The following is an 11,912-nucleotide window of genomic DNA, read 5'->3' as shown; positions in this document are numbered from 1 at the left end:
CGCTCAGCACGCAATCGCTTGCGTCCTGTGTGAATTACTTTGTTTGGAATTGTTTAACGTGTTTTTCCAACACGAAAATAGGTTCCGTTACAAGTTTTTCGATATTGTTCAATTTTCAAGGTCCTGTTTGCGCCTCAGCCAAGCGGCTGACAGCTTGTTCATTTTATCACAGAAGTGATTTTTTGTCAAGCTCTTTTTTCGAAGTTTTTCGTGATTCGGATTTCTCCGGCGAACTTGGAGCATTCTCAGTTTCTCGGCGCTGACCGGAACTTTCGGACGTCTATTGGTTCTTTTCGCTTTACTTCCAGCTGGGACTCAGAAGTCATTCTTTTGTCTCAGCGCTTGGCGCTCAAGTATAATACCATACACCGGGCCGGATGTCAACACCTTTTTGCAAGTTTTTTCAGGTTTTTTCGCGCTGACTCAAATCCGCTTCATCCTCTTGGATTCTTCAGGCAAAGTCTTTTGTCTTTTATAATGTATTATATAAGGGGGCACAGTATAGACAATGGCCTTTATTACCCTGCGGAAAGCACTACTTCCTTTGTGCAGATTGTCAAGAGGTTTCGTCTCAAATTTTGTTCCGGAAATTTTCCTCTATTTTTGGCGAAAGCTACAAAACACAAAATGTAGTGGTTCTTCCATTGACATATCACTAAATAGTGATATGATAGTACCAACGACCAATGAGAGTTGCGGGTGCCTCTTGTATCAGGAGACACCCGTTCACACTGTATACGCGAAACAGGAGGAGCGCTATGAAGATCATCAAACGCAACGGTGCGGAAGTGCCTTTTGATATTACCAAGATCATCACCGCTGTCACCAAGGCCAGCGATTCGGTAGGCGGCAAGGCCCGTCTCTCCCGGGAGCAGATCACTGACATCGCCGCAGCTGTGACCGACCAGTGTCAGGCACTCAACCGCGCTGTCAGCGTGGAAGAGGTACAGGATATGGTGGAAAACCAGCTCATGGACATCAAGGCCCATGACATCGCCCGCCACTATATCACCTACCGCTATATCCAGAGCCTCAAGCGCCAGACCAACACCACCGACGAGCGCATCCTGAGCCTCATCGAGTGCCAGAACGAAGAAGTCAAGCAGGAGAACGCCAACAAGAACCCCACCGTCAACAGCGTCCAGCGCGACTATATGGCCGGTGAGATCTCCAAAGACCTGACTGCCCGCCTGCTGCTGGACCCGGAGATCGTTAAGGCGCATCAGGAAGGCCTTATCCACTTCCACGACTCCGACTATTTTGCCCAGCACATGCACAACTGTGACCTCGTCAATCTGGACGACATGCTCCAGAACGGCACCGTCATCTCCGGCACCTATATTGAGAAGCCCCACAGTTTCTCCACCGCCTGCAACATCGCCACCCAGATCATTGCACAGGTGGCTTCCAACCAGTATGGCGGTCAGAGCATCAGCCTGACCCATCTTGCCCCCTTCGTGGACGTCTCCCGCAAGAAGATCGCTGCCGAGGTCGAGGCCGAGATGGAGGGTCTGGATGTCTCTGACGAGCGCAAGCGTGAGATCGTGGAACGCCGCCTGCGCAGCGAGATCAACCGCGGCGTCCAGACCATCCAGTATCAGGTCGTCACCCTCATGACCACCAACGGCCAGGCCCCCTTCATCACCGTGTTCATGTATCTGGGCGAAGCCCGCAATGCGCAGGAGAAAGCTGACCTCGCCATCATCATCGAGGAGACCATCCGTCAGCGCTATCAGGGCGTGAAGAACGAGGCCGGTGTCTGGATCACCCCCGCCTTCCCCAAACTCATCTACGTGCTGGAAGAGGACAACATCCACCCCGGCGACCCCTACTACTACCTGACCGAGCTGGCTGCCAAGTGTACCGCCAAGCGGATGGTCCCCGACTATATCTCCGAGAAGAAGATGCTCGAGCTGAAGGTAGACAAGAATGGCGAGGGCCACTGCTACACCTGCATGGGCTGCCGCAGCTTCCTGACCCCCTATGTTGACCCCGAGACCGGCAAGCCCAAGTATTATGGCCGCTTCAATCAGGGCGTCGTGACCATCAATCTGGTGGACGTGGCCCTCAGCTCCGGCGGCAACTTTGATAAGTTCTGGAAGATATTCGACGAGCGTCTGGCCCTCTGCCACCGTGCTCTGCAGGCCCGCCACAAGCGCCTGCTGGGTACCCCCAGCGACGCCGCCCCCATCCTGTGGCAGTACGGCGCACTGGCCCGCCTCAAGAAGGGCGAGAAGATCGACAAGCTGCTCTTCGGCGGCTACTCCACCATCAGCCTCGGCTACGCCGGCCTGTATGAGTGCGTAAAATATATGACCGGCAAGAGCCACACCGACGCCGGCGCAAAGCCCTTCGCCCTCAGCGTGATGCAGCACATGAACGACAAGTGTAACGAGTGGAAGAAGGCCGAGAACATGGACTACTCCCTCTATGGCACCCCGCTGGAATCCACCACCTACAAGTTCGCCAAGTGCCTGCAGAAGCGGTTCGGCATCGTACCCGGCATCACCGACAAGAACTATATCACCAACAGCTACCACGTCCATGTCTCCGAGCACATCGACGCATTCACCAAACTGAAGTTCGAGAGCGAGTTCCAGAAGCTGTCTCCGGGCGGTGCCATCAGCTATGTGGAAGTCCCCAATATGCAGGACAACCTCGAGGCGGTCATGAGCGTGCTGCAGTTCATCTACGACAACATCATGTACGCCGAGTTGAACACCAAGTCCGACTACTGCCAGTGCTGCGGCTACGACGGCGAGATCAAGATCGTCGAGGACGACGGCAAGCTGGTGTGGGAATGCCCCAAGTGCGGCAACCGTGACCAGAACAAGCTGAATGTCGCCCGCCGCACCTGCGGCTATATCGGCACCCAGTTCTGGAACCAGGGCCGGACGCAGGAGATCAAGGATCGGGTGTTGCACTTGTGACCCTCTCAGGCGCTTCGCGCCAGCTCCCCCAGAGGGGAAAGCCATTGGCAAGCTACCCAAGCACAAAAAAATTGCAAGGCAAAGCAGCGTGCTCTGCTTTCAGGTCTGATTTATGAACTACGCGACTATTAAATATTACGACATCGCCAACGGGCCGGGCGTCCGCACCAGCGTCTTCGTTTCCGGCTGCCGCCACCACTGCCCCGGCTGCTTCAATGAGGTGGCATGGGATTTCGGCTATGGCCAGCCCTTCGACAAGCCCGTCCGCAACGAGGTGTTCGCCTCCTGCAAGCCGGACTATATCACGGGCCTCTCCCTGCTGGGCGGCGAGCCGATGGAGCCGGAGAACCAGCGGGAGCTGGTGACCTTCGTGCAAAATTTCAAAGCCCTTTACCCGAAGAAAACGGTCTGGTGCTACTCCGGCTACACCTGGGAGCAGCTGACCGGCAAAGTCCCCTGCCATGCGCGGTGCGAAGTCACCGACGAGCTGCTGAGTCTGCTGGATGTGCTGGTGGATGGCCGCTTCGTGGAGGCTGAGCACGACATCTCCCTCCGCTTCCGGGGCAGCCGGAACCAGCGTCTGCTGGATGTTCCCAAGTCCCTCGCCGCCGGGCAGCCGGTGTGGTGGCAGGACGAAAAAGTGTTCTCCACCCATACGATGGAATGATAAATAAAAAGCGCAGATTTTCCACAACGAGCCTCTCCGCTCGTGGAAGATCTGCGCTTTTTTCTTATTCTCTGCTTCCCACCATATCCTCAATGGCCCGCAGGAACGCCATGCCATAGCGGGCGGCTTTCTTTTCGCCGACGCCGGTGATGTTCAAAAACTCATCCATGCTCAGGGGCTTGCTCTGGACCATCTCGCGGAGGGTCGCGTCGCTGAACACCATGTAGGCCGGAACATTCTGCTTCGCTGCAAGACGCTTGCGGAGGGCGTAGAGCGCGGCCAGCAGCTTCTCGTCTGCCTCGCTGAGGTCGCCGCCGACAGCAGCACGGCGGGCCGACAGCCGCCGGGAGTTGGCCGCAGCCCTCTGCTTCGCGGCGGCAGCGCGCTGTTCCACCTCCTGCGCGTTCTGCTCGGCAAAGAGGCAGCAGGAACAGTTGCCGCATTTTTCAGGTGCGGCCTCGCCGAAATAATTCAGCATGAACCGCCGCAGGCACTTCTGGGTGGTGGAGTAGAAGGTCATATACTTGAGCCGCTCTTCCGCCTTGCGGGCGGCCTCGGCCTTGACGTCGGCGGGCAGGCCGTTGTCCGCTTCCATCTCTTTGTCGATGAAGAAGCGGATGGTGCGCACATCCGTACCGGAATAGAGCAGGATGCAGCGGGACGGCAGACCGTCGCGGCCCGCGCGGCCCGCCTCCTGATAGTAGCTCTCCAGATCCTTGGGCATATTATAGTGGATGACGAACCGGACGTTGGGCTTGTCGATGCCCATGCCGAAGGCGTTGGTCGCCACCATGATTTGAACGCGGTCGTAGAGGAAGTCGTCCTGATTCTTCCGCCGGGTGTCCGCATCCAGCTTGGCATGGTAGGCCGCTGCCCGGATGCCCCGGCTCTGGAGCAGGCGGGCCGTCTCGTCCACCTGCTTCGTGGTGCTGCAATAGACGATGCCCGCGTTGTCGCCCTCCCGGAGCACAAGGTCCAGCAGCTCCTTGGGCTTCTGGCTGGGCAGGGCGCGGCGCGTCTCGAAGTAGAGGTTGGGCCGGTCGAAGCCGGTCGTCACCTCATAGGGCTGATGGAGCTCGAGGTGGCTGCGGATGTCGTCCCGCACCCGGGCTGTCGCCGTGGCCGTGAACGCGCCCACCACCGGGCGATTCGGCAGGCTGTCCACGAACTCCTTGATGCGCAGATAGCTGGGGCGGAAGTCCTGCCCCCACTGGCTGATGCAGTGGGCCTCGTCCACCGTCACCATGCTGATGAGCTTTTCCTGTGCGAAGCGCTGGAAGCCCGGCATTTCCAGCCGCTCCGGAGCCACATAGATGATCTTATACCATCCCTCCCGGGCGCGGCGGAGCATAAGGGCCTTCTGGTTGTCGGTGAGACTGTTGTTCAGGAAAGCCGCCGCCACCCCCGCCTGCACCAGCGCCCCCACCTGGTCCTTCATCAGGCTGACCAGCGGCGACACCACGATGGTGATGCCCGGCAGAAGCAGGGCCGGCACCTGATAGCAGATGGATTTGCCCGCACCGGTGGGCATCACCGCCAGCACATCCTGCCCGGCAAGCAGCCGCCGGACGATGTCCTCCTGCCCGGGGCGGAAACTGTCGTAGCCAAAAACTTTTTTCAAGATAGAATGCGGGTCTGCCATGGGTGCCTCCTGCGTTTTTCAAATCTGTATCCGTATTATTATAGCACAGCCCGGCCCGAAATGGTATCAGACCGCTCTTCTGTCGTCGTTTTTTGGCAGGTATTTGCTGGTGTTCCTAGCTTTTTGTGCGCGAAAATGCTATAATAAGAACACATATCTCCATCTCCGGCCCATTTTGTTCTGAACATGGCCGGGCAAGCACGATAAGGAGCTTATTTTATGCAACAGAAACTCATCACCTTTGCCGTCCCGTGCTACAACTCGGCGGCATATATGCGCCACTGCATCGAAACGCTGCTCTCCGCCGGGGAGCAGGCCGAGATCATCCTCGTGGACGACGGTTCCGTGAAGGACGAGACCCCGGCTATCTGCGACGAGTACGCCGCCAAGTACCCCACCATCGTCAAGGCCATCCATCAGGAGAACGGCGGCCACGGCGAGGGCGTCAACCAGGGCATCCGCAACGCCACCGGCCTCTACTACAAGGTCGTGGACAGCGACGACTGGCTGGACACCGACGCCCTCCAGAAGGTGCTGGCTCGCCTGCACACCCTCGTGACCCGCGGCACTGCCCCCGACCTCATGATCTGCAACTATGTCTACGAGCACACCGAGGACGGCACCCGCCACACTGTACGGTACACCAACATCTTCCCGCAGGAGCGTCTGTTCACCTGGATGCACGTCGGCCACTTCCGCCCCGACCAGAACCTGCTGATGCACTCGGTCATGTACCGCACGGAGGTGCTGCGCAAGTGCGGCATGGTGCTGCCCAAGCATACCTTCTACGTGGACAACATCTTCGTCTACCAGCCTCTGCCCTTCGTCAAGACCATGTATTATATGAACCTCGACCTCTACCGCTACTTCATCGGCCGGGCCGACCAGAGCGTCAACGAGAGCGTCATGGTCAAGCGCGTGGACCAGCAGCTCCGCGTCACCAGGCATATGATCGACTGTCAGGACCTCGACGCCCTCAAGGGCGAGAAGAAGCTGCGGGCCTATATGCTCCACTACCTCTCCATGATGATGGCCGTCAGCGACATCTTCCTGCTGCTGGACGGCAGCGCCGAGGCCAAAGAAAAGCAGAAGGGCCTGTGGCAGTATCTGCGCGAGCACACCAGCGCCGCAGTCTACCGCTCCATCCGCTTCGGCTTCGGCGGCGTGACCAACCTGCCCTTCCCCAAGGGCGACGCCATCGTGGTGGGCGGCTACCGCATCGCACGGAAGATCTTCAAGTTCAACTAAATTCACGATTGTTGCATACAACAGGGCCGCTGCCTGCGCAGCGGCCCTGTTTTTTTGCCTTTTTCGGTCATTTGTTAAGGAATCTTCAATTTTGCCGCCTGAAAATGGGTCTGGGCGCTGCGGCGGGCTTCGCGCTCAACCAGCTGGCGCTGACCGCCGCCGGCGAGATCATCCCCGAAGGCCGCACCAATGCCCGTATGGCCAACAAGCCCGAGTTCCCGGTCTCCCTCGACTAAGTCTGCCTATGACAAACGGCACTCCGAACTGCTTCGGAGTGCCGTTTCTGTTTGCTTTACTTCAAGATGACTTCACCATTTTCGGCATCCACCGTCAGGCTGCCGCCCGCTTTCAGGGTGCCGTCGATGATGCGCTCGGCGGCGGGGTCCTCCACGGCCTTGCGGATGACGCGGCGCAGGTCGCGGGCGCCGAACTTGCCGCCCTGGCTTTTGGCCACGAGGGCAGAGAGAGCCGCCGGAGTGTAACTGTAGGCGATGCCCTTGGCTTCCATGCTGGGCTTGTACTCATCCAGCATGAGAGCCGCGATGCCTTCCAGCGTCTGCTGGCTCAGCGGCTTGAAGGCGATGACATCATCCACACGGCCAAGGAACTCAGGCCGCAGGAACTGGCTCAGAGCCTTGCGGGTCTTTTCCTCACTCAGCTGCTCCTCGCTCTTGTTGAAGCCGAGGCCGGAGGTCGTCTTGTCGCTGCTACCGGCGTTGGAGGTCATGCAGATGACCGTATTGGAGAAATCCACCGTCCGGCCCTGTGCATCGTTGATCTTGCCTTCGTCGAGGATCTGGAGCAGGATGTTCATGACGTCGGGGTGGGCCTTTTCGATCTCATCGAACAGCACCACGCTGTAGGGGCGGCGGCGCACCTTTTCGGTGAGCTGGCCGGCCTCTTCGTAGCCCACATAGCCCGGAGGCGAACCGATCATGCGGGACACCGCATATTTTTCCATATACTCGCTCATGTCGAGACGGATGAGCGGGTCGGGGCCGTCGAAGAGCTGGTTTGCCAGCTGCTTGACCAGCTCCGTCTTGCCGACGCCGGTGGGGCCGACGAAGATGAAGCTTGCGGGACGGCGGCGGCCCGACAGGTCGGCGCGGCTCCGCTTGACGGCCTGTGCCACCAGATGGACGGCCTCGTCCTGACCGATGATCTTCTTTTTCAGCTCGGCTTCCAGCCCGGCCAGCTTGACGAACTCCGTCTCCTGGATCTTCACCGCCGGGATGCCCGTCCACAGCTCAATGACCTTGGCCACATCGTCCATGGTCACTTTGATCTCGCTGGCAGCAGCCTGCTTTGCGGGCAGCTCTGCCTCGAGCTTGGCGATGCGGGTCTTCCGCTGGGCCACCTGCTCGTAGTCAATGGCCTCATTGACGTCGGAGGACTCCATGTCCGCCTCTTCCTGCTTGAGGCCGTCCAGCTCCTTCTGCATCTCGAGATACTCCGAGATGACCGGGTGGGCGAGATTGCAGCAGGCGCAGGCTTCGTCCAGCAGGTCGATGGCCTTATCGGGCAGGTAGCGGTCCGTGATATACCGCTCACTGAGGGTGACGATGGCGCTCAGCACATCGGCATCCACCTGCACATGGTGGTGCTCCTCGTAATACTTCTTGATGCCGTTCATGACGGCCAGCGTATCGGCCACGCTGGGCTCTTCCACGCGGACAGGCTGGAAGCGGCGCTCAAGAGCCTGGTCCTTCTCGATATACTTGCGGTACTCGTTGAAGGTGGTGGCGCCGATGACCTGTATCTCACCGCGGGAGAGGGCAGGCTTGAGGATATTGCCCGCGTTCATGGCGCCCTCGCTCTCACCGGCGGAGGTGATGGTGTGGATCTCGTCAATGAACAGGATGATGTTGCCGGCGGCCTTGACCTCACTCAGCAGGCCCTTGACCCGCTGCTCGAACTGGCCGCGGAACTGGGTGCCGGCCACGAGGCTGGTCAGATCCAGCAGGAAGATCTCCTTATCCTTCAGACCCACAGGGACATTGCCCCTGGCGATTCGCTCCGCGATGCCCTCGGCGATGGCCGTCTTGCCGACGCCCGCCTCACCGATGAGGCAGGGGTTGTTCTTCTGGCGGCGGCTCAAGATCTGGATGGTGCGGTAGATCTCGCGGTCGCGGCCCACGATGTCGTCGAGCTGGCCCTCCCGGGCTTTGCGGGTCAGATTCTCACAGTAGGTGTCGAGGAATTTGCGGCGGGGCGGCTTCTTTCCGTTCTTCTGGGCCTTTTTGCTGTTTCCGGCGTCGCCCTCCGCCTTGACGCCCAGCGGGAAGGTAGCGCTGGAGCCAGGGACAAGGTCGTCGTCCCCTTCGTTCTCCTCGCCGTCCATGGGCTGGCCCATATTCATCATGAGGGAGAGGGGGTTCGCATCCCCCATCTCATCCATCATGCTCTCCATCCGGTTTTCCATGTTATCCATGTCCTCGTCGGACATACCGAACTGCTTCATCAGGTCTTCCACCGGCTTGATGTGCAGCTCACGCGCACAGTGCAGGCAAAAGCCCTCATTTTTCATCTGGCCGTTCTCCATCCGCTGGACGAAGATGATGGCCGGACGTTTCTGACAGCGATTGCAGACCATATAGGTTCCTCCTAAAGCTCCCCTTTACAGGAAGGGGTTGAACAGATTGAATGCTTTATAGTAAAGGCTGCTGCTCATGACCGTATCGTTCAGGACGGTCAGATTGCCGCCGGTGATGACGATGACGGCCCACACCACACAGAGCACCAGATAGATGTCCATGGTGCTGGCGACACAGCCGGTGACCCAGCCCAGCCAGCGGTTGACGGTGCCGATGACCGGCAGCCGGTTGACAAGGCCCAGCACGGTGACCAGCATACTCACCAGCATCCGCAGCAGGGCAAAGACCACGAAAAAGAGCACGACCGAGATGACCGGCGTGAGCAGCGGAGCCAGCACCTTCTGGACGATGGCGTCCGCCAGCACCACGGCGTTGTCGCTGAGCACAGCCGAGATGGAGCGCTCGCAGGTCTCCACGATGGAGGCGCGGAAGCTCTCGGGCAGAAAGCCCGCGTACTTGTCCGCGATGCCGGTCAGGTCCACGACCCCTCCGGCCGAGATGCTCTCGGCGATCTGGGTGCGGAAGCTCCCGGCCAGAAAGCGCTGGAACACCTCGGCAGCGGCCCAGCCCGAAAAGACCCGGGCGCCCACGAGGCTGAAGACATTCCCGCCCAGCTGGACACTGGCTGCGAGAAAGCCCTTGCGGGCATAGCGCACAGCCAGAAGCAGCCAGACCACGGTACATACTATATCAAAAAGAAATGACGGATTCTTGAACATATCTTGTTTTCCTTATTATGTATTGCTTTGAGCGTTGTTTTCCGCCGCAGGCGGGGTCAATCCCTGCACCGTATTGCCGCAGAAGACCAGCAGCTGCCTGCGGTCGGCCAGCAGACCCTGCGGGCGGGCCGAAAGGCTCTGGGTCCACTGGGAGGTGCCGTCGGTGGAAAGGCACTCCACCCCTGTATCGGTGAGCAGATAGAACTGCGCACCAGAGCGGACGATGCGGTTGGACGCCTGCACCTGCGTGGTGTTCTCGACGCCGAGGTCACGGCCCAGCATCACGGCCTGACAGAGCTGGCCGGAGGCCAGCAGAAGGGCAGTATTGCCTGAAGCGTCCACCGAGATGTCGCGGAGGGTCTGCCCGGTAAAGTCATAGGCTGCCCGCTCTCCGCCCGATGCGTTGTAGAGGACAGCGCGGCTGTCGCAGACGGCCAGGATGCTCTGGGAACCGGTCCAGCTCAGCCACTGAGCCGCGCCGCTTCCGCTGCCCACCAGCAGGGGGTCACCCTGCGCCAGGGTGACGACATAGAAATTCGTGACCATCTGGCCGCCGTTCACCGTCACCGCCGCCACTGCCAGCCGCCGCCCATCCGGCGAAAAGGCCAGCCGCAGCGGGGTGCCGTCGGTGATGGTGAGGCTCCAGCTCAGCAGCTGCTCCATTGAGGACGAGTAGACCCGAAGCCGGGCCGCGCTGCCGGGGTCCTCTGTGACGACGGCCAGTGTGCCGTTGTCGGCCATGGCACAGAGGGTGATGCTGTTCTCCATCGTCTTGGTGTAGAGGTTCTGGGTCCGGCTCTCCACCCGCAGCTCATTGCCCGAGCGGTTGTAGAGCACAAAGCGGTTCTTGCCCACAGCCAGCGCAGGGCGGGCGTAGCCGCTCTGGATGGAGTTGAGCCGGGTGCCGGTGCGGGACCAGACCACGCACCCTTCCTCGCCCAGCTCCACAAAGCTGCTGTTCATGGCGGCCAGCTGTTTCACCTCCATGACGCCGGTCTGCTGGGGCCAGCCCGTGCCGGGGAAGAGCAGGATGCGGGCGGTGTCGGCCCAGTCCTTGGCCATGGCAACAGAGCTGCCCACGATGCCGGTGGTGAACAGCACCACCAGCGTCAGCGCCACGACGATGAGTGCCGTGCGTCGGATGCGCCGGTTGCGCACCCGCTCGCGGGCCTGCTCGAGGTATTCGACCCGTCCCGCCGAAAGCGGCTCGTCCGACACAGGCCGGGGGCCGCGCTGTCTTTTTCTCATACTCTCCTGTCCCTTCGTGCAATGACAGTGCTCCCAAAGGGGCGTTTCCCCTCCGGGAGCATCGGTCATGTTTGCGTTATTCTATGGGCGTGTCGTAGTCCACGCTCTTGAGGAAAAGCCCTTTCGCCGCCAGCGTCGGCCCGGCGTTTTTGCGGTCGCGGCTGGCGAGGATGCCCGGCACGGCCTCAGGCGCAAGACGCCCCGCGCCGGCCTCACAGAGGGTGCCTGCAAGGATGCGCACCATGTTGTAGAGGTAGCCGTCCGCCGTCACCGTGATGTCGATGTCGTCGCCCCGGCGCTGGACGTCACAGGCCGTGATGGTGCGCACGGTGTCGCCGTGAGCCGCAGCCGAGCTGCCCGAGGCGCAGAGGGCGAGGAAATCGTGCTTTCCCACAAAATACTGCGCCGCCTGCTGCATCCTGTCCGCGTCCAGCCGCCCCGGCACTTTGGTATAATACCGCGCGGCAAAGGGCGAGTCGATCGGACTGTTGTGGATGCGGTAGAGATAGGTCTTGGTGTGGGCCGCATAGCGGGCTTGGAAATCGTCCGGCACCACCCGCGCTTCCAGCGCCCGGATGTCCGGGGGCAGATGCTGGTTCAGCGCCAGCGGCAGCTTTGCCGCCGGGATGTGGGTGTCGGCGTGGAAGTTGAGCATGAAGCCCAGCGCGTGGACGCCGGCGTCGGTGCGGCTGCAGCCCTTGATGTCGGGCCGACAGCCCAGCACTGCCTCCAGGGCGTCCTGAAACGCAGCAGCTACGCTCCGCCCGTTGGGCTGCACCTGAAACCCGCAGTAGTTCGTGCCGTCGTAGGATAGTTTTAAGAGATAATTCATTCTGGCTCTCCTCATAAAGGCTCTCCCTTTGG

Annotated in this window: 9 protein-coding genes; 4 read left to right on the top strand and 5 right to left on the bottom strand. The window is 60.3% G+C overall.

All coding sequences use genetic code 11. The features are described from left to right. Window positions 1-758: 758 nt before the first annotated feature. Both nrdD and nrdG read left to right on the top strand, forming a co-directional pair. The gene (gene nrdD / locus F3G95_RS11005) at window positions 759-2,930 is read left to right on the top strand and encodes an anaerobic ribonucleoside-triphosphate reductase (RefSeq protein ID WP_149794961.1); all 2,172 of its coding nucleotides are present in this window, start codon (window positions 759-761) and stop codon (window positions 2,928-2,930) included. A 112-nt stretch (window positions 2,931-3,042) separates the two neighbouring features. Then, window positions 3,043-3,597, top strand: coding sequence for an anaerobic ribonucleoside-triphosphate reductase activating protein (gene nrdG / locus F3G95_RS11000; RefSeq protein WP_149794960.1), 555 nt, complete (start codon window positions 3,043-3,045; stop codon window positions 3,595-3,597). Window positions 3,598-3,661: 64 nt separating this feature from the next. Here nrdG and F3G95_RS10995 read toward each other — a convergent pair whose 3' ends face one another. Then, a complete protein-coding gene (locus F3G95_RS10995) occupies window positions 3,662-5,239 on the bottom strand; it encodes a RecQ family ATP-dependent DNA helicase (protein WP_149794959.1) in 1,578 nt (525 codons plus the stop codon). Window positions 5,240-5,458: 219 nt separating this feature from the next. On the opposite strand from F3G95_RS10995, the gene F3G95_RS10990 reads away from it, so the two are divergent. Beyond that, the gene (locus F3G95_RS10990; protein ID WP_149794958.1) at window positions 5,459-6,487 is read left to right on the top strand and encodes a glycosyltransferase family 2 protein; all 1,029 of its coding nucleotides are present in this window, start codon (window positions 5,459-5,461) and stop codon (window positions 6,485-6,487) included. A 104-nt stretch (window positions 6,488-6,591) separates the two neighbouring features. Further along, a complete protein-coding gene (locus F3G95_RS14085; RefSeq protein WP_270664256.1) occupies window positions 6,592-6,723 on the top strand; it encodes a hypothetical protein in 132 nt (43 codons plus the stop codon). A gap of 56 nt (window positions 6,724-6,779) precedes the next feature. Here F3G95_RS14085 and F3G95_RS10985 read toward each other — a convergent pair whose 3' ends face one another. The 4 genes from F3G95_RS10985 to truA form a co-directional block, all read right to left on the bottom strand. Then, entirely contained in the window at window positions 6,780-9,080 is a 2,301-nt protein-coding gene (locus F3G95_RS10985) for an ATP-dependent Clp protease ATP-binding subunit (RefSeq protein WP_149794957.1), read from the bottom strand. A gap of 24 nt (window positions 9,081-9,104) precedes the next feature. Then, window positions 9,105-9,800, bottom strand: a complete 696-nt coding sequence (locus tag F3G95_RS10980) for a hypothetical protein (RefSeq protein WP_149794956.1) — start codon at window positions 9,798-9,800, stop codon at window positions 9,105-9,107. Between the two features lie 15 nt (window positions 9,801-9,815). Further along, window positions 9,816-11,048: a DUF5711 family protein gene (locus F3G95_RS10975; protein WP_149794955.1), complete on the bottom strand. Its 1,233-nt coding sequence runs from the start codon at window positions 11,046-11,048 to the stop codon at window positions 9,816-9,818. 76 nt (window positions 11,049-11,124) lie between these two features. Beyond that, window positions 11,125-11,880, bottom strand: coding sequence for a tRNA pseudouridine(38-40) synthase TruA (gene truA / locus F3G95_RS10970; protein WP_149794954.1), 756 nt, complete (start codon window positions 11,878-11,880; stop codon window positions 11,125-11,127). Window positions 11,881-11,912 lie beyond the last annotated feature (32 nt).

Origin of the sequence: Faecalibacterium sp. Marseille-P9312 (assembly GCF_902497445.1) — a bacterium.
GTDB lineage: Bacteria > Bacillota > Clostridia > Oscillospirales > Ruminococcaceae > Faecalibacterium > Faecalibacterium longum.
The sequence above is the reverse complement of the archived record's forward strand: the minus strand, read 5'-3'. Positions and strand labels throughout refer to the sequence as shown.

What these genes read in the sequence shown, in the direction of transcription:
- F3G95_RS10975 (WP_149794955.1), bottom strand. Translation starts at nt 11,048, where the DNA reads ATGAGAAAAAGACAGCGCGGCCCCCGGCCTGTGTCGGACGAGCCGCTT.
- F3G95_RS14085 (WP_270664256.1), top strand. Translation starts at nt 6,592, where the DNA reads ATGGGTCTGGGCGCTGCGGCGGGCTTCGCGCTCAACCAGCTGGCGCTG.
- F3G95_RS10980 (WP_149794956.1), bottom strand. Translation starts at nt 9,800, where the DNA reads ATGTTCAAGAATCCGTCATTTCTTTTTGATATAGTATGTACCGTGGTC.
- F3G95_RS10985 (WP_149794957.1), bottom strand. Translation starts at nt 9,080, where the DNA reads ATGGTCTGCAATCGCTGTCAGAAACGTCCGGCCATCATCTTCGTCCAG.
- nrdG (WP_149794960.1), top strand. Translation starts at nt 3,043, where the DNA reads ATGAACTACGCGACTATTAAATATTACGACATCGCCAACGGGCCGGGC.
- truA (WP_149794954.1), bottom strand. Translation starts at nt 11,880, where the DNA reads ATGAATTATCTCTTAAAACTATCCTACGACGGCACGAACTACTGCGGG.
- F3G95_RS10990 (WP_149794958.1), top strand. Translation starts at nt 5,459, where the DNA reads ATGCAACAGAAACTCATCACCTTTGCCGTCCCGTGCTACAACTCGGCG.
- F3G95_RS10995 (WP_149794959.1), bottom strand. Translation starts at nt 5,239, where the DNA reads ATGGCAGACCCGCATTCTATCTTGAAAAAAGTTTTTGGCTACGACAGT.
- nrdD (WP_149794961.1), top strand. Translation starts at nt 759, where the DNA reads ATGAAGATCATCAAACGCAACGGTGCGGAAGTGCCTTTTGATATTACC.